The organism is Streptomyces pseudoechinosporeus (assembly GCF_054783935.1).
In genome coordinates this window covers 132,078-154,820 of the sequence record NZ_BAAGPS010000001.1, presented here as the reverse complement: position 1 = coordinate 154,820, position 22,743 = coordinate 132,078, and the positions used below count along the sequence as shown (strand labels likewise).

19 protein-coding genes are annotated in these 22,743 nt (G+C 68.4%); 17 read left to right on the top strand and 2 right to left on the bottom strand.

What is annotated here, in order from left to right; all coding sequences use genetic code 11:
- Positions 1-9 precede the first annotated feature (9 nt).
- The 6 genes from ruvB (at position 10) to ACYVO6_RS00630 (ending at position 8,123) form a co-directional block, all read left to right on the top strand.
- Positions 10-1,080 carry a Holliday junction branch migration DNA helicase RuvB gene (gene ruvB / locus ACYVO6_RS00655; protein WP_461056405.1) on the top strand — a complete coding sequence of 357 codons (1,071 nt, stop codon included), beginning with the start codon at positions 10-12 and terminating at the stop codon, positions 1,078-1,080.
- Positions 1,081-1,246: 166 nt separating this feature from the next.
- Positions 1,247-1,732, top strand: a complete 486-nt coding sequence (yajC, locus tag ACYVO6_RS00650) for a preprotein translocase subunit YajC (protein ID WP_461056404.1) — start codon at positions 1,247-1,249, stop codon at positions 1,730-1,732.
- 141 nt (positions 1,733-1,873) lie between these two features.
- The gene (secD, locus tag ACYVO6_RS00645; RefSeq protein WP_461056403.1) at positions 1,874-3,628 is read left to right on the top strand and encodes a protein translocase subunit SecD; all 1,755 of its coding nucleotides are present in this window, start codon (positions 1,874-1,876) and stop codon (positions 3,626-3,628) included.
- A 1-nt stretch (position 3,629) separates the two neighbouring features.
- Positions 3,630-4,757, top strand: coding sequence for a protein translocase subunit SecF (gene secF / locus ACYVO6_RS00640; protein ID WP_461056402.1), 1,128 nt, complete (start codon positions 3,630-3,632; stop codon positions 4,755-4,757).
- Positions 4,754-5,302, top strand: a complete 549-nt coding sequence (locus tag ACYVO6_RS00635) for an adenine phosphoribosyltransferase (protein WP_461056401.1) — start codon at positions 4,754-4,756, stop codon at positions 5,300-5,302. The genes secF and ACYVO6_RS00635 overlap by 4 nt, the downstream gene beginning before the upstream one ends.
- 226 nt (positions 5,303-5,528) lie before the next feature.
- Positions 5,529-8,123 (top strand): RelA/SpoT family protein, encoded by a 2,595-nt coding sequence (locus ACYVO6_RS00630; RefSeq protein ID WP_461056400.1) that lies wholly within the window; start codon positions 5,529-5,531, stop codon positions 8,121-8,123.
- An 80-nt stretch (positions 8,124-8,203) separates the two neighbouring features.
- On the opposite strand, the gene ACYVO6_RS00625 is transcribed toward ACYVO6_RS00630, so the two are convergent.
- The gene (locus ACYVO6_RS00625) at positions 8,204-9,433 is read right to left on the bottom strand and encodes a DUF349 domain-containing protein (RefSeq protein ID WP_461056399.1); all 1,230 of its coding nucleotides are present in this window, start codon (positions 9,431-9,433) and stop codon (positions 8,204-8,206) included.
- A 134-nt stretch (positions 9,434-9,567) separates the two neighbouring features.
- Complete coding sequence (locus ACYVO6_RS00620) at positions 9,568-10,413, bottom strand: peptidylprolyl isomerase (RefSeq protein WP_461056398.1); 846 nt, start codon at positions 10,411-10,413, stop codon at positions 9,568-9,570.
- A 167-nt stretch (positions 10,414-10,580) separates the two neighbouring features.
- Between ACYVO6_RS00620 and ACYVO6_RS00615 the strand changes: the two genes are divergently transcribed.
- The 11 genes from ACYVO6_RS00615 to ACYVO6_RS00565 all read left to right on the top strand — a co-directional run bounded on the left by ACYVO6_RS00615 (position 10,581) and on the right by ACYVO6_RS00565 (position 22,725).
- Positions 10,581-11,294, top strand: coding sequence for an MBL fold metallo-hydrolase (locus ACYVO6_RS00615; RefSeq protein ID WP_461056397.1), 714 nt, complete (start codon positions 10,581-10,583; stop codon positions 11,292-11,294).
- 12 nt (positions 11,295-11,306) lie between these two features.
- The gene (gene hisS / locus ACYVO6_RS00610; RefSeq protein WP_461056396.1) at positions 11,307-12,569 is read left to right on the top strand and encodes a histidine--tRNA ligase; all 1,263 of its coding nucleotides are present in this window, start codon (positions 11,307-11,309) and stop codon (positions 12,567-12,569) included.
- 236 nt (positions 12,570-12,805) lie between these two features.
- Positions 12,806-13,447: a vitamin K epoxide reductase family protein gene (locus ACYVO6_RS00605; RefSeq protein WP_461056395.1), complete on the top strand. Its 642-nt coding sequence runs from the start codon at positions 12,806-12,808 to the stop codon at positions 13,445-13,447.
- Positions 13,448-13,567: 120 nt separating this feature from the next.
- Positions 13,568-14,923, top strand: a complete 1,356-nt coding sequence (locus ACYVO6_RS00600) for a replication-associated recombination protein A (protein ID WP_461056394.1) — start codon at positions 13,568-13,570, stop codon at positions 14,921-14,923.
- Between the two features lie 331 nt (positions 14,924-15,254).
- Complete coding sequence (rpsD, locus tag ACYVO6_RS00595; protein WP_033324931.1) at positions 15,255-15,869, top strand: 30S ribosomal protein S4; 615 nt, start codon at positions 15,255-15,257, stop codon at positions 15,867-15,869.
- 202 nt (positions 15,870-16,071) lie between these two features.
- The gene (locus ACYVO6_RS00590) at positions 16,072-16,527 is read left to right on the top strand and encodes a DUF948 domain-containing protein (protein ID WP_461056393.1); all 456 of its coding nucleotides are present in this window, start codon (positions 16,072-16,074) and stop codon (positions 16,525-16,527) included.
- A gap of 7 nt (positions 16,528-16,534) precedes the next feature.
- The gene (locus ACYVO6_RS00585; RefSeq protein WP_461056392.1) at positions 16,535-16,885 is read left to right on the top strand and encodes a DUF6167 family protein; all 351 of its coding nucleotides are present in this window, start codon (positions 16,535-16,537) and stop codon (positions 16,883-16,885) included.
- Positions 16,885-19,557, top strand: a complete 2,673-nt coding sequence (gene alaS / locus ACYVO6_RS00580; RefSeq protein WP_461056391.1) for an alanine--tRNA ligase — start codon at positions 16,885-16,887, stop codon at positions 19,555-19,557. The genes ACYVO6_RS00585 and alaS overlap by 1 nt, the downstream gene beginning before the upstream one ends.
- Positions 19,558-19,574: 17 nt before the next feature.
- On the top strand, positions 19,575-20,039 hold the full coding sequence (gene ruvX, locus ACYVO6_RS00575) for a Holliday junction resolvase RuvX (RefSeq protein WP_189323903.1): 465 nt from the start codon (positions 19,575-19,577) through the stop codon (positions 20,037-20,039).
- A gap of 124 nt (positions 20,040-20,163) precedes the next feature.
- Positions 20,164-21,888: an endolytic transglycosylase MltG gene (mltG, locus tag ACYVO6_RS00570; RefSeq protein WP_461056708.1), complete on the top strand. Its 1,725-nt coding sequence runs from the start codon at positions 20,164-20,166 to the stop codon at positions 21,886-21,888.
- On the top strand, positions 21,889-22,725 hold the full coding sequence (locus tag ACYVO6_RS00565; RefSeq protein WP_461056390.1) for a shikimate dehydrogenase: 837 nt from the start codon (positions 21,889-21,891) through the stop codon (positions 22,723-22,725).
- Positions 22,726-22,743: the final 18 nt, after the last annotated feature.

The following is a 22,743-nucleotide window of genomic DNA, read 5'->3' as shown; positions in this document are numbered from 1 at the left end:
CACACCGTAATGAACTGGGACGACCCGACCGACGAGACCGCTGCCGAGCGGCTCGTCGGTGCGTCCGCCGACCGTGAGGACCAGGCCGTCGAGGCCGCCCTGCGCCCCAAGGACCTGGACGAGTTCATCGGCCAGGAGAAGGTCCGCGAGCAGCTCGACCTCGTCCTGCGGGCGGCACGCGCGCGTGGCGCCACCGCCGACCACGTGCTGCTCTCCGGCGCCCCCGGCCTCGGCAAGACTACCCTCTCGATGATCATCGCCGCCGAGATGGAAGCCCCGATCCGCATCACCAGCGGCCCTGCCATCCAGCACGCCGGCGACCTCGCCGCGATCCTCTCCTCCCTCCAGGAGGGCGAGGTCCTCTTCCTCGACGAGATCCACCGCATGTCACGGCCCGCCGAGGAGATGCTCTACATGGCGATGGAGGACTACCGCGTCGACGTCATCGTCGGCAAGGGCCCCGGCGCCACCGCCATCCCGCTCGAACTGCCGCCCTTCACTCTGGTCGGCGCCACCACGCGCGCGGGCCTGCTGCCGCCCCCGCTGCGCGACCGCTTCGGCTTCACCGCACACATGGAGTTCTACGAGCCCGCCGAACTGGAGCGCGTCATCCACCGCTCCGCGCACCTGCTCGACGTCGAGATCGGTGCCGAGGGAGCCGCCGAGATCGCCGGCCGCTCCCGGGGGACGCCCCGTATCGCCAACCGCCTGCTGCGCCGCGTACGGGACTACGCCCAGGTCAAGGCCGACGGCGTCATCACCCGCGACATCGCCGCGGCGGCCCTTGCCGTGTACGAGGTGGACGACCGAGGCCTCGACCGCCTCGACCGCGCCGTCCTCGAAGCCCTGCTCAAGCTCTTCGGCGGCGGACCGGTCGGCCTGTCCACGCTCGCCGTCGCCGTGGGGGAGGAGCGCGAGACAGTCGAGGAGGTCGCCGAGCCCTTCCTCGTACGCGAGGGACTGCTGGCCCGCACCCCCCGCGGCCGCGTCGCCACACCGGCCGCGTGGGCACATTTCGGCCTCACTCGGCCCGGGCCTTCCGCTGGTGGAAACGGACAACAGGACCTGTTCGGGGCGTGAGGGGGCGTGTACTCGCCGGACCAGGAACCACGGTGCAATGCTGGGCGTTGTTCCTTGAGTGCGGACTCGCTTAGACTCCGCCGATGCCGCCTTTGTCGGCGGCGTACATATACCCCCATCCATCAGGCCGCTCAGCATCGCGGTCGAATGAAGGAAGTTCCGACCCGTGAGTCTCGTGACCCTCCTCCCGTTCATCGTGCTCATCGGGGCCATGTTCCTGATGACCCGGTCGGCCAAGAAGAAGCAGCAAGCCGCTGCGCAGATGCGCAACGACATGCAGCCAGGCTCCGGCGTCCGCACGATCGGCGGCATGTACGCGACGGTGAAGGAGGTCAACGAGGACACGGTCCTCCTTGACGCAGGCCCGGGCGTCGACCTGCTCTTCGCCAAGAACGCCATCGGTGCCGTCCTCAGCGACGACGAGTACAACCGCATCGTCCACGGCATCGAGCACGACCTGAAGACCGACGAAGCCGTCGTCCCGGACGACGCCTCCTCCCTCACCGAGACCGACGAGCCCGCCGACTCTTCCGACGACCAGCCCATCGACCTCGGCAAGAAGGAAGCGGCCGACGAGACCGCCGACGAGGAGCCGAAAAAGGCCGATGACGCAGAGCTGAAGAAGTCCGACGGCGAGTCCGACGCGAAGTAATCATGACCGGGGACCGCGGAGTGCGCCGCTCGCGCACCGCGGTCCCCGGATCATGTTGTTTCGCGCGGAATCTCGACACCATTTATTGGCCGTCCGCGCAGGTGCCCCGTCGCCGGGCGGACAACGAGGGAGAACGAGAAGGTGGCAGCACCTAAGAAGGGCCGAAAGCAGAGCGCCCAGGGGAGGCCGGGTCGCACTCTGGCCCTGATGCTGATCGCGATCGTGGCGCTCACCGGTGGCATGTTCGCCTCCGGGCACACGACGCCGCGCCTCGGTATCGACCTCGCCGGCGGCACGAGCATCACGCTCGAGGCGCAGAACGAGCCCGGTCAGAAGAACGCGATCAACCCGACCAACATGAAGACCGCGGTCGGCATCATGGAGCGTCGCGTCAACGGCCTGGGTGTCTCCGAGGCGGAGGTCCAGACCCAGGGCGACAAGAACATCATCGTCAACATCCCCAAGGGCACGAACTCGGCGCAGGCCCGGGAGCAGGTCGGTACCACCGCCAAGCTCTACTTCCGCCCGGTTCTGACCGGAGCGCCGTCCGGTAGTGCGGCGGACCCCGGCACTTCCCCATCACCCAGCCCTTCCGGGAACTCCGCGTCACCTTCTGCCTCCGGGAAGTCTCAGTCGCCGACTCCCTCCGCCACTGCCACCACCCAGGGCCGCGCGGTGACGGAAGGCCTCGCCGCGAAGGATGACGCGAAGAAGGCGACCCCGACGCCCTCCACGACGCCCAGCGGCAGCGCCTCCCCGCCGGCCGACCCCTCCGGCGAGGCCGCTGCCGCCGACGTACAGAAGCAGCTGGACGCGCTGGACTGTTCCACGGCGAAGGGCCGTGCGGCGGCGAGCGAGAAGGCCAGCCAGGCCGAGAACTCCGAAACCATCGTCGCCTGTGATCCGGAGTCCCAGTACAAGTACGCGCTCGGCCCGGTCGCCGTGAACGGTGAGCGGGTCGAGGACGCCAGTGCCGTGTTCGCGACGACGACCGGCGAGGGCTGGATCGTCCAGATGGAGTTCGACAAGACCGGTTCGGACCAGTTCGCCGACGTCACCGGCAGGCTCGTCGGCCAGGCACCGCCGCAGAACCAGTTCGCCATCGTGCTCGATGGCGAGATCGTCTCGGCTCCGTCGGTCAACTCGGCGATCACCGGTGGTCAGGCCCAGATCTCCGGAGGCTTCACCCAGCAGTCCGCCGAGGACCTGGCGAACGTCCTGTCCTACGGCGCTCTCCCGCTCACCTTCAAGGAGGCGAGCGTCACCACGGTCGATGCCGCGCTCGGTGGCGAGCAACTGGAGGCCGGTCTGATCGCCGGTGCCATCGGCCTCGCCCTGGTCATCATCTACCTGCTGCTCTATTACCGCGGTCTGTCGCTGATCGCCATCGCCTCACTGCTGGTCTCGGCGGTCATGACGTACGTGATCATGTCGCTGCTCGGTCCGACCATCGGCTTCGCGCTGAACCTGCCGGCGGTCTGCGGTGCGATCGTCGCGATCGGCATCACAGCGGACTCGTTCATCGTGTTCTTCGAACGCATCCGTGACGAGGTCCGTGAGGGCAGAACGCTGCGGCCCGCAGTCGAACGGGGCTGGCCCCGCGCCCGGCGCACCATCCTGGTCTCCGACTTCGTGTCGTTCCTCGCCGCCGCGGTGCTCTTCATCGTCACCGTCGGCAAGGTCCAGGGCTTCGCGTTCACCCTGGGTCTGACCACCGTCCTGGACGTGGTCGTGGTCTTCTTCTTCACCAAGCCGCTGATGACGATCCTCGCCCGCAAGAAGTTCTTCGCGAGCGGCCACAGCTGGTCCGGCCTGGACCCGAAGCGCCTCGGCGCCAAGCCACCGCTGCGCCGCTCCCGCCGCGTATCCGCTCCCGTCGACCCGAAGGAGGCGTGAGATGTCGAAGCTCGGCAACCTCGGCGCCCGTCTCTACCGCGGTGAGGTCGGCTACGACTTCGTCGGCAAGCGCAAGCTCTGGTACGGCGTCTCGATCCTGATCACCATCACGGCCATCGTCGGCCTGGCGGTACGCGGCCTGAACATGGGCATCGAGTTCGAGGGCGGCGCCGTCTTCACCACCCCGAAGACCAGCGTTTCGGCATCCCAGGCGGAGGAGTACGCGGAGGAGGCAGCCGGCCACGACGCGATCGTGCAGGGCCTCGGCACGGGCGGGCTGCGTATCCAGGTCGCCGGTGTGGACACGGACAGGTCCGACCAGATCAAGTCGGAGATCGCCCAGGACATGAACCTGGACCCGGAGAGGATCAGCGCCGAACTCGTCGGACCCAGCTGGGGTGACCAGATCGCCAACAAGGCCTGGCAGGGCCTGGGGATCTTCCTGGTCCTGGTGGTGATCTATCTGGCGATCGCCTTCGAGTGGCGCATGGCGCTCGCGGCATTCGTCGCCCTCATCCATGACATCACCATCACGGTCGGCATCTACGCCCTCGTCGGCTTCGAAGTCACACCAGGCACCGTGATCGGTCTGCTGACGATCCTGGGTTATTCGCTGTACGACACAGTCGTCGTCTTCGACAGCCTCAAGGAACAGACGAAGGACCTCACCAAACAGACCCGCTGGACCTACAGCGAGGTCGCCAACCGCTCGATCAACAGCACCCTGGTGCGCTCCATCAACACCACGGTGGTCGCCCTGCTCCCGGTCGCCGGACTGCTGTTCATCGGTGGCGGCGTGCTCGGCGCGGGCATGCTCAACGACATCTCGCTGTCGCTGTTCGTGGGCCTCGCGGCCGGTGCGTACTCCTCGATCTTCATCGCCACGCCGCTCGTCGCCGACCTCAAGGAGCGCGAGCCGCAGATGAAGGCCCTCAAGAAGCGCGTACTTGCCAAGCGCGCCTCGGCCGCCTCGCAGAGCGAGTCCCCGGAGACCCCGGCCGTCGACGAGCCGTATGACGAGGAGCCGGAGGAAGCGGCACCCGCGGTCGTCGGGCCGCCGCGCAGCCAGCGTTCCCAGCCGTCGTCCCGCAACCGGGGCCGCGGCCGACCTTCCGGGAAGCGCCGATGACCGAGCTGACAGACATCTCGACGTTGCTCCTCAGCCGTATCCGAGACGTGGCCGACTACCCGGAGCCGGGCGTGATGTTCAAGGACATCACCCCGCTCCTGGCCGACCCGGCGGCGTTCACGGCACTCACCGACGCGCTCGCCGAGATCAGCGTCCGCAGCGGCGCCACGAAGGTCGTCGGCCTGGAGGCCCGTGGCTTCATCCTCGGCGCCCCCGTCGCGGTCCGCGCCGGGCTCGGCTTCATCCCCGTCCGCAAGGCCGGCAAGCTCCCCGGGGCGACGCTCAGCCAGGCGTACGAGCTGGAGTACGGCTCGGCCGAGATCGAGGTGCACGCCGAGGACCTGGCCGCGGGCGACCGTGTCATGGTCGTCGACGACGTCCTCGCCACCGGCGGCACCGCCGAGGCCTCGCTCCAGCTGATCCGCCGGGCCGGCGCCGAGGTGGCCGGCGTGGCCGTCCTCATGGAGCTCGGCTTCCTCGGCGGCCGGGGCAGGCTGGAACCGGCCCTCGCGGGCGCCCCGTTGGAGGCGCTCCTCACGGTCTGAGCGAGGGTCTGAGCGACGCCTGAGCACCCTGAGGCAAGGCGTACGCAAGGCCTGGGACACCTGTAGGACACCGCGGAGGCGGGCCCGGAGGAATCCGGTGCCCGCCTCCCGCGTTTCTCCTGTACAAGGCTGTCTCACCGGGCGAAGGCGAGTCCGGAGCCCGGGATCGCTACCATGGGATCTCCGGAGCCTGACCGGGGACCCGGATCGCGCACGAGGAGCCCTCTTGGCAGACGAGGCCCAGCCACTGACTCCCAGGGCTGAACACCTGGGGGCACCCCCAGCCGCCAAGCCCGACTCGATGACGGGCACCGCGGCCGCGCCCGCGAAGAACGCGAACAGCGACACCGGCGGGCCGGTCGCGCATGCCCAGCCCGCCTCCGGCGGCAAAGCGGCCGAGCAGTCGCGCGCCCAGTCGGCTCCTCCCGAGCGTGAGCGGCCCAAGCCCGCACCCGCACCCTCATCCACGCCCTCGACGGCTCCCGCGGTTCGCCCCGCGCCCGGCCAGCCCGCCCGCTCCGGCGGCTCCTCCAACCGCGTACGCGCCCGTCTGGCCCGCCTCGGCGTCCAGCGCTCCAACCCGTACAACCCTGTCCTGGAGCCCCTGCTGCGGATAGTGCGCAGCAACGACCCGAAGATCGAGACCTCCACGCTGCGCCAGGTCGAGAAGGCCTACCAGGTCGCCGAGCGCTGGCACCGCGGCCAGAAACGCAAGAGCGGCGACCCGTACATCACGCACCCGCTCGCCGTCACCACCATCCTCGCCGAGCTCGGCATGGACCCGGCCACGCTGATGGCAGGCCTGCTGCACGACACCGTCGAGGACACCGAATACGGGCTCGAGCAGCTCCGCCGCGACTTCGGCGACCAGGTCGCTCTACTCGTCGACGGCGTCACGAAGTTGGACAAGGTCAAATTCGGTGAGGCGGCCCAGGCCGAGACCGTACGCAAGATGGTCGTCGCCATGGCCAAGGACCCCCGCGTCCTGGTCATCAAGCTCGCCGACCGCCTGCACAACATGCGCACCATGCGCTACCTCAAGCGCGAGAAGCAGGAGAAGAAGGCGCGCGAGACCCTCGAGATCTACGCGCCGCTCGCCCACCGCCTGGGCATGAACACCATCAAATGGGAGCTGGAGGACCTCGCCTTCGCGATCCTCTACCCCAAGATGTACGACGAGATCGTCCGCCTCGTCGCCGAGCGCGCCCCCAAGCGCGACGAGTACCTCGCCATAGTGACCGACGAGGTCCAGTCCGACCTGCGCGCCGCCCGCATCAAGGCGACCGTCACCGGGCGCCCGAAGCACTACTACAGCGTCTACCAGAAGATGATCGTCCGCGGCCGTGACTTCGCGGAGATCTACGACCTGGTGGGCATCCGCGTCCTCGTCGACACAGTGAGGGACTGTTACGCCGCCCTCGGCACCGTGCACGCGCGATGGAACCCGGTCCCCGGCCGGTTCAAGGACTACATCGCGATGCCCAAGTTCAACATGTACCAGTCGCTGCACACGACGGTCATCGGCCCCAACGGCAAGCCGGTCGAGCTCCAGATCCGTACGTTCGACATGCACCGCCGCGCCGAGTACGGCATCGCCGCGCACTGGAAGTACAAGCAGGATCCCTCCGCCGGCGCCTCCAAGGTGCGCACGGACGCGCCGAAGGGCCTGGGCAAGGACAAGGACGCCGTCAACGACATGGCGTGGCTGCGCCAGTTGCTCGACTGGCAGAAGGAGACCGAGGACCCCAGCGAGTTCCTGGAGTCCCTGCGTTTCGACCTGTCCCGCAACGAGGTCTTCGTCTTCACGCCCAAGGGCGACGTCATAGCGCTTCCGGCGGGCGCGACTCCGGTGGACTTCGCGTACGCGGTCCACACGGAGGTCGGTCACCGGACCATCGGGGCGCGGGTCAACGGCCGCCTCGTACCGCTCGAATCGACTCTGGACAACGGCGACTTGGTGGAGGTCTTCACCTCCAAGGCGGCTGGCGCGGGACCCTCCCGCGACTGGCTCGGCTTCGTGAAGTCACCGCGGGCCCGCAACAAGATCCGCGCCTGGTTCTCCAAGGAACGCCGCGACGAGGCCATCGAGCACGGCAAGGACGCCATCGTCCGCGCCATGCGCAAGCAGAACCTCCCGATCCAGCGCATCCTCACCGGCGACTCCCTGGTCACGCTCGCCCACGAGATGCGCTACCCCGACATCTCCGCTCTGTACGCGGCGATCGGCGAGAGCCATGTGTCCGCGCAGAACGTCGTGCAGAAGCTCGTCCAGGCGCTCGGCGGCGAGGAGGCCGCCACCGAGGAGATCGACGAGAGTGTGCCGCCCACGCGCGGGCGCAGCCGCAAACGCCGCTCCAGCGCCGACCCGGGCGTCGTGGTCAAGGGCGTCGACGATGTGTGGGTCAAGCTGGCCCGATGTTGTACGCCCGTCCCCGGCGACCCCATCATGGGCTTCGTCACGCGCGGCAGTGGTGTATCGGTTCACCGCACCGACTGCGTCAACGTCGACTCCCTGTCCCGCGAGCCCGAGCGCATCCTCGAGGTCGAGTGGGCGCCCACCCAGTCCTCGGTCTTCCTGGTCGCCATCCAGGTCGAGGCCCTCGACCGCTCACGCCTCCTCTCGGACGTCACACGCGTCCTCTCGGACCAGCACGTCAACATCCTTTCCGCGGCCGTCCAGACCTCCCGCGACCGCGTCGCCACCTCCCGCTTCACCTTCGAGATGGGCGACCCCAAGCACCTGGGGCATGTCCTGAAGGCGGTCAGGGGAGTCGAGGGCGTGTACGACGTGTACCGGGTGACGTCGGCGCGCAGGCCGTAACGACTGCTGCGCCGCTACTACGTAGAAGGGGCTTCCGTACGCAACGTACGGAAGCCCCTTCTACGTAGTAGCGGGAAAACTCAGCCGCCGAACTCCTGCAGCCCCTTCAACGCCTGGTCCAGCAGCGCCTGACGCCCATCGAGCTCCCTCTGGAGCTTGTCGGCCTTGGCGTTGTTGCCCGCGGCGCGTGCCGCTTCGATCTGGCCCTGGAGCTTGTCCACGGCGGCCTGGAGCTGACCGGTCAGACCCTCGGCACGCGCGCGTGCCTCCGGGTTCGTCCGGCGCCACTCCGCCTCCTCGGACTCCTGGATGGCCCGCTCGACCGCGTGCATCCGGCCCTCGACCTTCGGGCGGGCGTCGCGCGGCACATGGCCGATGGCCTCCCAGCGCTCGTTGATGGCACGGAAAGCGGCGCGGGCCGCCTTCAGATCCGTCACCGGGAGGATCTTCTCGGCCTCCTGGGCCAGCTCCTCCTTGAGCTTGAGGTTCTCGGCCTGCTCCGCGTCCCGCTCGGCGAAGACCGAGCTGCGGGCCGCGAAGAAGATGTCCTGGGCGCCGCGGAAGCGGTTCCACAGGTCGTCCTCGTGCTCGCGCTGGGCGCGGCCCGCCGCCTTCCACTCGGACATCAGCTCGCGGTAGCGCGCGGCCGTCGGACCCCAGTCGGTCGACCCCGAAAGGGCCTCGGCCTCGGCGACCAGCCGCTCCTTGGTCTTACGGGCCTCCTCGCGCTGCGCGTCCAGCTGCGCGAAGTGCGCCTTGCGACGCTTGGAGAACGCCGAGCGGGCGTGCGAGAAGCGGTGCCACAGCTCGTCGTCCGACTTGCGGTCGAGCCGCGGCAGCCCCTTCCAGGTGTCCACCAGGGCCCGCAGCCGCTCACCGGCCGCCCGCCACTGGTCGGACTGCGCCAGCTGCTCCGCCTCGGTGACCAGGGCCTCCTTGGCGTGCCGCGCCTCGTCGGACTGCTTCGCCCGCTGGGCCTTGCGCTCCTCGCGGCGCGCCTCGACCGTCTTGACCAGCTTGTCCAGCCGGGTCCGCAGCGCGTCCAGGTCACCGACCGCGTGATGGGCGTCGACCTGCTCCCGGATATGGTCGATGGCCACCATGGCGTCCTTCGCCGACAGGTCGGTGGTCTTCACTCGTCGCTCGAGGAGGCCGATCTCCACAACCAGGCCCTCGTACTTGCGCTCGAAGTAGGCCAGTGCCTCGTCAGGAGAGCCGGCCTGCCAGGAACCGACGACCTGCTCGCCATCGGCCGTACGCACGTACACGGTGCCCGTCTCGTCGACGCGGCCCCACGGGTCGCTGCTCACAGCGCCTCCTCCACATGATGCCTGCGTAGGGCTGCGGTACCCCCGGCATCGTCCACAGTTTCGTCACGGCCAACATAGGCGACCGGCGGGGCGGCTGTCCGCATACCGCGCGACCGAAATTCGGCACCTGGCGATCAGGATTTCGTCACGGTCGCCTTGTTGATCACGACCGTCGCATTCGGCGCCGTGTTGCCGGTCGTGGGGTCGACGGGCTGGGCGCCGGCGTCCGAGATCTTCTTCAGAACCTCCATGCCTTCCTTGGAGATCGTTCCGAACGGCGTGTAGTCGGGCGGCAGCTGACTGTCCTGGTACACGAGGAAGAACTGGCTGCCACCGGTGTCGCGGCCCTCCTTCGTCTGCGCGTTGTACTGGTTGGCCATGGCCACCGTGCCCGCCGGATACACGTTCCCCTTCAGGCGCTCGTCCTTCAGGTTCTCGTCCGGAATGGTGTAACCGGGACCGCCCGTGCCGTCGCCCTTGGGGTCGCCACACTGGAGCACGTAGATGCCCTCGGGAACGAGCCGATGGCACTTGGTGTGGTCCAGATAGCCCTTGCCCACCAGGAAGTTGAACGAGTTCACCGTACGCGGGGCCTTCGAGGCCGGCATCTCGATGTCCATCGTGCCGCAGGTCGTCTGCAGCTTCATCGTGTAGTCCGCCGATTTGTCGATGGTCATAGCCGGCTCCTTCTTGTAGCTGAGCGGCTTGACCTTGCCCGCGGCGGGCTTCTCGCAGGGGTCCGGCGCCTTGCTGGGGGAGGCGCTCGGGGTCACCTCCGCATTCGCGTTGTCCTTCGTGTCGTCGCCCTTGAGGGCATCGGTCGTCGTCGCCACCACGACCAGCACCAGGATCACGCTGAGGGCCGACGCGATCGAGGCGTTGCGGACACGTGCCTTGCGCCGCGCGGCCGTACGCCGCTGCTGCTGCCGCAAGAACTTCTCCCGGGCGAGCTGACGCCGCCGCTGTTCCTGGCTGACCACCGGGTTCTCTCCTCATGCGTCTCGTACGTCAGGTGGGACGCGTGCGTCTTGTGAGCCGACCGCCTGCGTGTGCCCCGTACCGTATATGGGTTCGCTGTGGTTCCGGCAGCGCCGGTAGGCTCTGGCCCACAGCCAACCGCCCCTGTACGACATACCGAAGGACGATCGTGCTCATTGCCGGGTTCCCCGCCGGGGCCTGGGGCACCAACTGTTACCTGGTCGCCCCCGCCGCAGGCGAGGAGTGCGTGATCATCGACCCGGGCCACGAGGCCGCCGAGGGAGTCGAGGAAACGCTGAAGAAGCATCGGCTCAAGCCTGTCGCCGTCGTCCTCACACACGGCCACATCGACCACGTGGCCTCGGTCGTCCCGGTGTGCGGCGCGCACGGCGTACCGGCGTGGATCCACCCTGAGGACCGGTACATGATGACGGACCCGTCGATGGGTCTCGGCCGTTCCATCGGTATGCCGCTCATGGGCGAGCTGACCGTGGGGGAGCCGGACGACGTCAAGGAGCTGACCGACGGCGCGAAGCTGGAGCTGGCCGGTCTGGAGCTGTCCGTCGCGCATGCGCCGGGCCATACGAAGGGGTCGGTGACCTTCCGGATGCCCGAGAGCGCGGACATTCCGTCCGTCTTCTTCTCCGGGGATCTGCTGTTCGCCGGCTCCATCGGACGCACCGACCTGCCCGGCGGTGACATGGCCGAGATGCTCGACTCGCTGGCCCGCGTGTGCCTGCCGCTCGACGACTCGACCGTGGTGCTGTCCGGCCACGGCCCCCAGACGACCATCGGCCAGGAGCGCGCCACCAATCCGTATCTGCGGCAGGTGGCGGCCGACCTGGCAGCGGACCCCACATCCGCTCCTCGACGAGGAATGTGACAAGAGACTTCCGTGAGCACCTTCAAGGCCCCCAAGGGCACCTACGACCTGATTCCGCCGGACAGCGCGACGTACCTCGCCGTGCGCGAGGCGATCGCCGCGCCGCTGCGGAACTCCGGGTACGGCTACATCGAGACGCCCGGCTTCGAGAGCATCGAGTTGTTCGCGCGCGGGGTCGGTGAGTCCACCGACATCGTGACCAAGGAGATGTACGCCTTCGAGACCAAGGGAGGCGACAAGCTCGCGCTGCGCCCCGAGGGCACGGCCTCCGTGCTGCGCGCCGCCCTCGAGGCCAACCTCCACAAGCTGGGCAATCTGCCGGTCAAGCTCTGGTACTCGGGCTCGTACTACCGCTACGAGCGCCCCCAGAAGGGCCGTTACCGCCACTTCTCCCAGGTGGGCGCCGAGGCGATCGGGGCCGAAGACCCGGCGCTCGACGCCGAGTTGATCATCCTGGCGGACCAGGCGTACCGCTCGCTCGGCCTGCGCAACTTCCGGATCCTGCTCAACTCACTGGGCGACAAGGAGTGCCGGCCCGTCTACCGCGGGGCCCTGCAGGACTTCCTGCGCGGCCTGAACCTCGACGAGGACACCCTCCGTCGTGCCGAGATCAACCCCCTACGCGTACTCGACGACAAGCGCGACGACGTCCAGAAGCAGCTCGTGGGCGCGCCGTTGCTGCGCGACTACCTGTGCGATGCGTGCAAGGCGTACCACGAGGAAGTGCGTGAGCTGATCACGGCTGCCGGTGTCTCCTTCGAGGACGATCCGAAGCTGGTGCGCGGCTTGGACTACTACACGCGGACCACCTTCGAGTTCGTGCACGACGGTCTGGGCTCGCAGTCCGCGGTGGGCGGCGGCGGCCGCTACGACGGCCTCTCCGAGATGATCGGCGGGCCCGCGCTGCCGTCGGTCGGCTGGGCGTTGGGCGTCGACCGTACGGTCCTTGCCCTGGAGGCAGAGGGTGTCGAGCTCCAACTGCCCGCGTCCACCAGTGTGTTCGCGGTACCGCTCGGCGAGGAGGCTCGGCGGATGCTCTTCGGGGTGGTCACCGAGTTGCGCAAGGTCGGGGTCGCGGCGGACTTCTCGTACGGCGTGAAGGGCCTCAAGGGGGCGATGAAGAGCGCGAACCGGAGTGGGGCGCGGTACACCGTCGTCGCCGGCGAGCGCGACCTCTCCGAGGGCGTCGTCCAGCTCAAGGACATGGAGTCCGGGGAACAGGAGGCCGTCGGGGTGAACGAGATCGTGGCGGAACTGGAGGCGCGGCTGGGCTGAGGCCCGGCCGCCCGCCTTCTGCCGCGTGCCGTCAACCTGCCGCGCGCACCGTCAACTCGGCGTACGCGGATTCGTCCTGCCATTTCTGTGCTGTCACGCGACCGAACGTCCCGCAGAAGCGAACGTTCCGGGACGGCCGTGCGTACCTCCTTATGTCCAGCGAACGGTGGATACGCGCGCGCGTGCGGCACAATGACCGTGCCCGTCGACCCCCCTCAAGCTACGGAAACGGCGTGATGAGCAAGACGACAGTCAGGGAAGGCGTCTCCGTCGACCAGGCACGTGCCGAGGGCCCGCCACGCTCGGTGGGCGGGAGCCGCGCCCTGGCCCTCCTGCTGGTGATCACGGGCGCGGCCGGGTTGCTGGCCTCCTGGGTCATCACGATCGACAAGTTCAAGCTCCTGGAGGACCCGAACTTCACCCCGGGCTGCAGCCTGAACCCGGTCGTCTCCTGCGGCAACATCATGAAGAGCGACCAGGCCTCGGCCTTCGGGTTCCCCAACCCGATGCTGGGCCTGGTCACTTACGCCATCGTGATCGGCGTCGGCATGAGCCTGCTGGGCCGGGCCACGTTCCCGCGCTGGTACTGGCTGACCTTCAACGCGGGCACCCTCTTCGGTGTCGGCTTCTGCACCTGGCTCATGTACCAGTCGCTTTACAACATCAACTCCCTGTGCCTGTGGTGCTGCCTCGCCTGGGTCGCCACGATCGTCATGTTCTGGACCGTGACCGCGTTCAACATCCGGCACGGGTTCCTGCCCGCGCCCGGCTGGCTGAAGGGCTTCCTCGGCGAGTTCGCCTGGGTGCTGCCCGTGCTGCACATCGGGATCATCGGCATGCTGATCCTGACCCGCTGGTGGGACTTCTGGACCAGCTGACCGGACCAGTTGAACGGACCAGTTGAACGGACCGGCTGACCGGACCAGATGTCCGGATCGTTGAACGGACCGGCTGACCGAGCCCGGGCGTTGTCAGTGGCGTGACATAGGGTTTTCCCCGTGGAGCCCGACCTGTTCACCGCCGCAGCAGAAGAACGCCAGGAGAAGGATCCGTCCAGCAGCCCCCTGGCGGTACGGATGCGCCCGCGCACCCTGGACGAAGTCGTGGGCCAGCAGCACTTGTTGAAGCCCGGCTCGCCCCTGCGCAGACTGGTCGGCGAGGGCGCCTCCGGTCCCGCCGGACCCTCCTCCGTGATCCTCTGGGGCCCGCCCGGCACCGGCAAGACGACCCTCGCGTACGTCGTCTCCAAGGCCACCAACAAGCGCTTCGTGGAGCTCTCCGCGATCACCGCCGGCGTCAAGGAAGTGCGCGCGGTCATCGAGGGTGCCCGCCGCGCCACCGGAGGCTACGGCAAGGAGACCGTCCTCTTTCTGGACGAGATCCACCGCTTCAGCAAGGCCCAGCAGGACTCCCTGCTCCCGGCCGTCGAGAACCGCTGGGTGACCCTGATCGCCGCGACCACCGAGAACCCGTACTTCTCGGTGATCTCCCCGCTCCTCTCCCGCTCCCTGCTCCTCACCCTCGAACCGCTCACGGACGACGACCTGCGCGGTCTCATCAAGCGCGCGCTGACCGACGAGCGCGGCCTGAAGGACGCCGTCACACTCCCCGAGGACACCGAGGAGCATCTGCTGCGGATCGCCGGGGGTGACGCCCGCCGCGCGCTGACCGCCCTGGAGGCCGCGGTCGGCTCCGCGCTCGACAAGGGCGAGACGGAAGTGACCCTTCAGACCCTGGAGGAGACCGTCGACCGCGCCGCCGTGAAGTACGACCGCGACGGCGACCAGCACTACGACGTGGCGAGCGCCCTGATCAAGTCCATCCGCGGCTCGGACGTGGACGCCGCGCTGCACTACTTGGCCCGCATGATCGAGGCCGGCGAGGACCCTCGCTTCATCGCCCGCCGCCTGATGATCTCCGCCAGCGAGGACGTCGGCCTCGCCGACCCGAACGCGCTGCCCATAGCCGTCGCCGCCGCCCAGGCCGTCGCCATGATCGGCTTCCCCGAGGCCGCACTCACGCTCAGCCACGCCACCATCGCCCTCGCGCTGGCTCCCAAGTCGAACGCCGCGACGATGGCGATAGGCGCCGCCATGGAGGACGTACGAAAAGGCCATGCGGGCCCCGTGCCGCCACACCTGCGCGACGGGCACTACAAGGGCGCGGCCAAGCTCGGGCACGCGCAGGGGTACGTGTATCCGCACGACCTGCCCGAGGGGATCGCCCCCCAGCAGTACGCCCCGGACGCGCTCAAGGACCGGGAGTACTACACGCCCACCCGGCACGGTGCCGAGGCGCGCTACGCGGACGCGGTGGAGTGGACCAGGAAGCACCTCGGGCGGAAGCAGTCCTGAGCCCCCTGTAGACTCTTCTGCAGCGCTGCGTCCCGTGTCCGGCTCCGGTCGGCACCACCAGAACGGGACATCCAGCCGGAACCTCTTCGCCGAAAGGCAGGGGGATCCAGGAGCGTCGCGCACCGTCGAACGGTGTCGCGGGCAGCCCACCACCACCCGGTATCCCGGAGCGGTCGGTGGGCCACTCGCGTGCTGCACGTATGTGCCCAGACCAGGGAGCGGCTGCCCAGCAGGTCCGTCAAGGGCCCGCAGGGTTTCCCAGGCTGCGGATGCGACCTCCCCTAACCCTGGTGAAGCCGTATTCGCATCAGAAACACGAGGTGTTTGGTTCATGGCGAACCAGTCCCGCCCCAAGGTCAAGAAGTCGCGTGCCCTCGGTATCGCGCTGACCCCGAAGGCCGTCAAGTACTTCGAGGCCCGCCCCTACCCGCCGGGCGAGCACGGCCGCGGCCGCAAGCAGAACTCGGACTACAAGGTCCGTCTGCTCGAGAAGCAGCGCCTGCGCGCGCAGTACGACGTGTCCGAGCGCCAGCTCGTCCGCGCCTACGAGCGTGCCGCCAAGACGCAGGGCAAGACCGGTGAGGCCCTGGTCATCGAGCTCGAGCGCCGTCTCGACGCGCTGGTCCTGCGTTCGGGCATCGCCCGCACGATCTACCAGGCCCGCCAGATGGTCACCCACGGCCACATCGAGGTCAACGGTCACAAGGTCGACAAGCCGTCCTTCCGCGTCAAGCCCGACGACGTCGTGATGGTCCGCGAGCGCAGCCGCCAGAAGCCGCTGTTCGAGGTGGCCCGCGAGGGTGGCTTCGCCCCCGACGGCGAGACCCCGCGCTACCTCCAGGTGAACCTCCGTGCCCTGGCCTTCCGCCTGGACCGCGAGCCGAACCGCAAGGAGATCCCGGTGATCTGCGACGAGCAGCTCGTCGTCGAGTACTACGCCCGCTGATCACTTCCCAGCGGATGTAGCACCCACCACCTGTGCATCGGCCCGCTGTCTCCCCGTCCCTCCCGGCGGGCGAGGCGGCGGGCTTTCGCACATCCGCCGACGGCCGGGCCGTAATCCGGTACGGAGCGGGATCCCCGGCGCGATAGGCTCGGGAGACGAATTTTTCGATGTTCAGGCACGGAATCCAGGGAGCGGGTGCGCAGTGTCCGGTGGAGAGGTGGCCGGGATCCTGGTGGCCGTCTTCTGGGCGATCCTGGTCTCCTTCCTCGCGGTGGCGCTCGGGAGGCTGGCCCAGACGCTCAGGGCGACCACCAAGCTCGTCGCGGACGTGACCGACCAGGCCGTCCCGCTCCTGGCAGACGCCTCCGCCGCGGTGCGCTCCGCGCAGACCCAGATCGACCGGGTCGACGCCATCGCCTCCGACGTCCAGGAGGTCACGTCGAACGCGTCGGCGCTCTCCACGACCGTCGCCTCCACCTTCGGCGGCCCGCTGGTGAAGGTCGCGGCCTTCGGCTACGGCGTACGCAGGGCCATCGGCGGCCGACGTGAGGACGCGCCCGCCAAGCCGGAGCGCCGTACCGTGATCGTGGGCCGCACCGTCTCGTCCGCGCGACGGGAGAAGCGGAACAGCCGGAGCAACCGGGACAAGAAGGACTGACGCAGCGATGTTCCGCCGTACGTTCTGGTTCACCGCCGGCGCAGCCGCCGGGGTCTGGGCCACCACCAAGGTCAACCGCAAGCTCAAGCAGCTGACGCCCGAGAGCCTCGCGAACCAGGCCGCGGGCAAGGCCATCGAAGCGGGCCACCGCCTCAAGGACTTCGCGCTCGACGTCCGCGACGGCATGGCCCAGCGCGAGGCCGAACTCGACGAGGCCCTAGGGCTGAACGCGAACCTCGAGCTTCCCTCCCCGCGGCACGTCGCCGCCCTGGAGGACAGCAACCACCCGAAGTACAGCAAGAACCCGACGTACGTCGAGCGGTCGACGTACTCGTACAACCGGAATGAGGACCACTGATGGAGTCGGCTGAGATTCGCCGCCGCTGGCTGAGCTTCTTCGAGGAGCGCGGGCACACCGTCGTCCCTTCGGCGTCGCTCATCGCGGACGACCCGACTCTGCTCCTGGTCAACGCGGGCATGGTGCCCTTCAAGCCGTACTTCCTGGGCGAGACCGCACCGCCGTACGCCCGCGCCACCAGCGTGCAGAAGTGCGTCCGCACCCCCGACATCGAAGAAGTCGGCAAGACCACCCGCCACGGCACCTTCTTCCAGATGTGCGGCAACTTCTCCTTCGGCGACTACTTCAAGGAAGGCGCCATCAAGTACGCCTGGGAGCTGCTCACTTCGCCCCAGGACAAGGGCGGTTACGGCCTGGATCCGGAGAAGCTCTGGATCACCGTCTACAAGGAGGACGACGAGGCCGAGCGCATCTGGCGCGACGTCATCGGCGTGCCCTCCGAGCGTATCCAACGTCTGGGCATGGGCCCCAACTTCTGGTCCATGGGCGTCCCGGGCCCGTGCGGACCGTGTTCCGAGATCAACTACGACCGCGGCCCGGAGTTCGGCGAAGAGGGCGGCCCGGCTGTCAACGACGAGCGGTACGTGGAGCTCTGGAACCTGGTCTTCATGCAGTACGAGCGCGGCGAGGGCTCCGGCAAGGAGGACTTCCCGATCCTCGGTGACCTGCCCGCCAAGAGCATCGACACCGGCCTCGGCCTGGAACGGCTCGCCATGATTCTGCAGGGCGTGCAGAACATGTACGAGATCGACACCTCCATGGCCGTCATCGACAAGGCCACCGAGCTGACCGGCGTCCGCTACGGCGACGCCCACGACTCCGACGTCTCCCTGCGCGTGGTCACCGACCACATGCGTACGTCCGTGATGCTCATCGGCGACGGCGTCACCCCCGGCAACGAGGGCCGCGGCTACGTCCTGCGCCGCATCATGCGCCGCGCCATCCGCAACATGCGCCTGCTCGGCGCCACCGGGCCGGTCGTCCAGGACCTGATCGACGTCGTCATCGAGATGATGGGCCAGCAGTACCCCGAGCTCATCACCGACCGTCGGCGCATCGAGACGGTCGCCCTCGCCGAGGAAGCCGCCTTCCTCAAGACCCTGAAGGCCGGCACGAACATCCTCGACACCGCCGTCACGGAGACCAAGGCCGCCGGCGGCACGCTCCTCGCCGGCGACAAGGCCTTCATGCTCCACGACACCTGGGGCTTCCCGATCGACCTCACCCTCGAAATGGCCGCCGAGCAGGGCCTTTCGGTGGACGAGGACGGCTTCAGGCGCCTGATGAAGGAGCAGCGGGAGCGCGCCAAGGCCGACGCCAAGGCCAAGAAGACCGGCCACGCCGACCTGGGCGCCTACCGCGAGATCGCCGACAGCTCGGGCGAGACCGACTTCATCGGCTACACGCACACCGAGGGCGAGTCGAAGGTCGTCGGCATCCTCGTCGACGGCGTCTCGTCCCCTGCCGCCACCGAGGGCGACGAGGTCGAGATCGTCCTCGACCGCACCCCCTTCTACGCTGAGGGCGGCGGCCAGATCGGCGACACCGGCCGCATCAAGGTCGACTCCGGTGCCGTCATCGAGGTCCGCGACTGCCAGAAGCCGGTCCCGGGCGTGTACGTCCACAAGGGCGTCGTCCAGGTCGGCGAGGTCACCGTCGGCGCCTCCGCCCAGGCCGTCATCGACGTACGCCGCCGCAAGGCCATCGCCCGCGCCCACTCGGCCACGCACCTCACGCACCAGGCCCTGCGCGACGCCCTCGGCCCGACGGCCGCCCAGGCCGGTTCCGAGAACCAGCCCGGCCGCTTCCGCTTCGACTTCGGCTCCCCGTCCGCCGTACCGACGGCCGTGATGACCGACGTCGAGCAGCAGATCAACGAAGTGCTCGCTCGCGACCTGGACGTCCACGCCGAGATCCTGAGCATCGACGAGGCCAAGAAGCAGGGCGCCATCGCCGAGTTCGGCGAGAAGTACGGCGACCGCGTACGCGTCGTCACCATCGGCGACTTCTCCAAGGAACTGTGCGGCGGTACGCACGTCCACAACACCGCCCAGCTCGGCCTGGTCAAACTGCTCGGTGAGTCGTCCATCGGCTCCGGTGTGCGCCGTATCGAGGCTCTGGTCGGCGTGGACGCGTACAACTTCCTCGCCCGCGAGCACACGGTCGTCGCTCAGCTCCAGGAGCTGATCAAGGGCCGTCCCGAGGAGCTGCCCGAGAAGGTCTCCGCCATGCTCGGCAAGTTGAAGGACGCCGAGAAGGAGATCGAGAAGTTCCGGGCGGAGAAGGTCCTCCAGGCCGCCGCCGGTCTCGCCCAGGGTGCCAAGGACGTACGCGGTGTCGCTCTCGTCACCGGCCAGGTCCCGGACGGCACGGGCGCCGACGACCTGCGCAAGCTGGTCCTCGACGTACGCGGCCGCATCCAGGGTGGACGGGCCGCCGTGGTCGCCCTGTTCACCACCGTGGGCGGCAAGCCGCTGACGGTCATCGCCACCAACGAGGCCGCCCGCGAGCGCGGCCTCAAGGCCGGCGACCTGGTCCGTACGGCCGCCAAGACCCTCGGCGGCGGCGGTGGCGGCAAGCCCGACCTCGCCCAGGGCGGCGGCCAGAACCCGGCCGCCATCGGCGAGGCCGTCGAGGCCGTCGAGCGCCTTGTGGCCGAGACGGCCAAGTGAGCGGAGACGAACGCGCCATGCGCCGCGGACGCCGGCTCGCCATCGACGTCGGGGACGCCCGGATCGGGGTCGCCTCGTGCGACCCCGACGGGATCCTCGCCACCCCGGTGGAAACCGTCCCGGGCCGCGATGTCCCGGCCGCCCAGCGGCGGTTGAGGCAACTGGTCGAGGAGTACGAGCCGATCGAGATCGTCGTCGGCCTCCCTCGCTCCCTCAAGGGGGGCGAGGGCCCGGCCGCGGTCAAGGTCCGTGCCTTCGCCGAGGAACTGGCCCGCATGGTCGCCCCGGTTCCGGTCAGACTCGTGGACGAGAGGATGACCACAGTCACGGCCAGTCAGGGCCTGCGCGCCTCGGGCGTGAAGTCCAAGAAGGGCAGGTCGGTCATCGACCAGGCCGCCGCCGTCATCATCCTGCAGCAGGCGCTGGAGTCCGAACGGGTGTCAGGTAAAGCTCCGGGTGATGGCGTCGAAGTGGTCATCTGATCGCGGTACGGTAACGTTCCGCGCGATGCGGTGGCGTTCGAACAGCCTCCGCACAGCAGAGAGGCGGACGGGAGCCGGGCCGCACGCGCCGCGCGACCGCCGCCTCGCGGCTTCTAGGGGATCGATGACTGATTATGGCCGGGGCCAGGGCTCCGAACCGTGGCATCCCGAGGACCCGTTGTTCGGGGACGACGGATGGAGAGGACAAGAAGGGCACGCGGCCCAGTCCTCGTACGGCGGCCAGCAGCAGCACTATTCGCAGCAGCCGCAGCAGCAGAACCAGTACGGCGACTGGGGCACCCCTCAGCAGGTCGGCTACGACCAGGGGCAGCAGCACTATGCCCAGGGACAGCAGCAGTACGGCGGCCAGGATTCGCATCAGTACCACGACCAGAACGGCCAGTACCACGGCCAGGGCGGTCAGCCGTACAACCAGAACGGCCAGCAGTACAACGGGGGTTGGGACACCGGGCAGCACGGTCAAGGCCCGTACGGCGCCGGCCCTGACGCCCCGTACGGAGGTCAGCAGCCCGCGTACGGCGGTCAGCAGTCCGACTACTACGGGACTCCCGACGCGTACCCGCCGCCTCAGCCCCCGAGCGGTCGTCAGGCCGAGCGCGAACCCGAGCCGCGGACCGACTGGGACCCGGGACCCGATCAGGGCGAGCACGCCTTCTTCGCGGGCGGCAGCGACGATGACGACGACTTCGATGACGACCCGTCGGATGGGAAACGCGGCAAAGGAAAAGGCAAGAGCAAGGGCGGCAAGAAGCGTCGCAGTGGCTGCGCCTGCCTGGTCGTGACGCTCGCCCTCGCCGGTGTTCTCGGCGGAGGCACCTATTACGGCTACCAGTTCTACCAAAGCCGTTTCGGTGAGGCGCCGGACTACGCGGGCGACGGCACGAGCGAGCAGGTCACCGTCACCGTTTCCAAGGGGGCGACCGGTTACGTCATCGGGCAGGCGCTGAAGGACAAGGGTGTCGTCAAGAGCGTCGACGCCTTTGTGACCGCGCAGGCCAACAACCCTGAGGCCAACTCGATTCAGCCGGGCGTCTACACGCTCAAAAAGGAGATGTCCGCCAAAAGCGCTGTCGCGCTCATGCTCGACCCCAAGAGCCGCAACAACCTGATCATTGCCGAAGGTCTTCGTAATGCGGAGATCTATGAGGCGATCGACAAGCGACTCGGCCTCGACAAGGGGACCACGAAGAGCGTTGCCAAGAAGGAATGGTCAACTCTGGGCCTTCCGGAATGGGCGAACACCGACAAGGACATCATTGATCCACTGGAAGGATTCCTTTATCCGTCCAGCTATCCTGTATCCAAGGGGATGGATCCCAAGGATGTCCTGAAGGAAATGGTCGACCAGGCCAAGGTGAAGTACGAAAAGTTCGGACTGCAGGCGAAGGCCGAGGATCTGAACCTGGAGAACCCGCTGGAGCTCCTCACGGTGGCGAGCCTCGTCCAGGAGGAGGGCAAGTACCAGCACGACTTCGTAAAGGTCGCGACGGTCGTCTACAACCGTCTGAAGCCGAACAACACCGAGACCTACGGTCTGCTCGACTTCGACTCGACGGTGAACTACCTGAGGGGCGAATCGAAGCTCGCCACCGGTTCGGTCAACCAATTGCGGCAGATCGACAACCCGTACAACACCTATAAGATCAAGGGCCTGCCGCCCGGGCCGATCAGCAACCCGGGTGACGAAGCCATCGGTGCCGCCCTCAAGCCGGCCAAGGGAAACTGGTACTACTTCGTCTCGATCAGCGAGGACAAGACGCTCTTCGCGGAGACGAACGAAGAGCAGAACCGCAACCGCCAGAAGTACCTCGAAGAACAGAACGGATAGATGAGCGGTACCGACAGGAAGCGCCGAGCAGCCGTACTCGGTTCCCCGATCGCCCACTCCCTCTCCCCGGTGCTGCACCGGGCCGCGTACGTCGAACTCGGGCTCGCCGACTGGTCGTACGACCGTTTCGAGGTCGACGAGGAGGCGCTGCCCAGGTTCGTCGAGAAGCTTGGACCGGAGTGGGCGGGGCTGTCGTTGACGATGCCGCTCAAGCGGGCGATCATCCCGCTGCTGGATGAAATCAGCGAGACGGCGACCTCCGTCGAGGCGGTCAACACACTGGTGTTCACTGAGGACGGGCGGCGGGTCGGTGACAACACTGATATCCCCGGCATGGTCGCCGCCCTGAGGGAGCACGGGATCGAGCACGTCGAGTCCGCCGCCATCCTCGGTGCCGGCGCCACCGCTTCCTCCGCGCTGGCCGCCGTCTCGCGGATCTGCCCGGGCGAGATCGTCGCGTACGTCCGCAGCGAGGCGCGCGCCGCCGAGATGCGGCAGTGGGGCGAGCGCCTGGAGACCGAGGTACGCATCGCGGACTGGGCGGACGCCGAGCGGGCGCTGCACGCGCCGCTGGTGGTCGCCACCACCCCGGCGGGCACCACCGACGCCCTCGCCTCCGCCGTCCCCGGGCGCCCCGCCACGCTCTTCGACGTCCTGTACGACCCGTGGCCGACCGCACTCGCCGCCCGCTGGTCCGCGTACGGCGGCGCCGTCGTCAGCGGCCTCGACCTCCTGGTGCACCAGGCGGCACTCCAGGTCGAGCAGATGACGGGGCGTACGCCAGCCCCGCTGGGCGCCATGCGAAAAGCGGGAGAGCACGCCCTCGCCGGACGTTAGGATTCTTTCCGGTTTCGC

Bases quoted from the DNA above. Each gene is read 5' to 3' on its own strand.
- mltG (WP_461056708.1), top strand. From the start codon at position 20,164: ATGACTGATTATGGCCGGGGCCAGGGCTCCGAACCGTGGCATCCCGAG.
- ruvB (WP_461056405.1), top strand. From the start codon at position 10: ATGAACTGGGACGACCCGACCGACGAGACCGCTGCCGAGCGGCTCGTC.
- alaS (WP_461056391.1), top strand. From the start codon at position 16,885: ATGGAGTCGGCTGAGATTCGCCGCCGCTGGCTGAGCTTCTTCGAGGAG.
- ACYVO6_RS00605 (WP_461056395.1), top strand. From the start codon at position 12,806: ATGAGCAAGACGACAGTCAGGGAAGGCGTCTCCGTCGACCAGGCACGT.
- ACYVO6_RS00585 (WP_461056392.1), top strand. From the start codon at position 16,535: ATGTTCCGCCGTACGTTCTGGTTCACCGCCGGCGCAGCCGCCGGGGTC.
- secF (WP_461056402.1), top strand. From the start codon at position 3,630: ATGTCGAAGCTCGGCAACCTCGGCGCCCGTCTCTACCGCGGTGAGGTC.
- ACYVO6_RS00635 (WP_461056401.1), top strand. From the start codon at position 4,754: ATGACCGAGCTGACAGACATCTCGACGTTGCTCCTCAGCCGTATCCGA.
- ACYVO6_RS00565 (WP_461056390.1), top strand. From the start codon at position 21,889: ATGAGCGGTACCGACAGGAAGCGCCGAGCAGCCGTACTCGGTTCCCCG.
- ruvX (WP_189323903.1), top strand. From the start codon at position 19,575: ATGCGCCGCGGACGCCGGCTCGCCATCGACGTCGGGGACGCCCGGATC.
- rpsD (WP_033324931.1), top strand. From the start codon at position 15,255: ATGGCGAACCAGTCCCGCCCCAAGGTCAAGAAGTCGCGTGCCCTCGGT.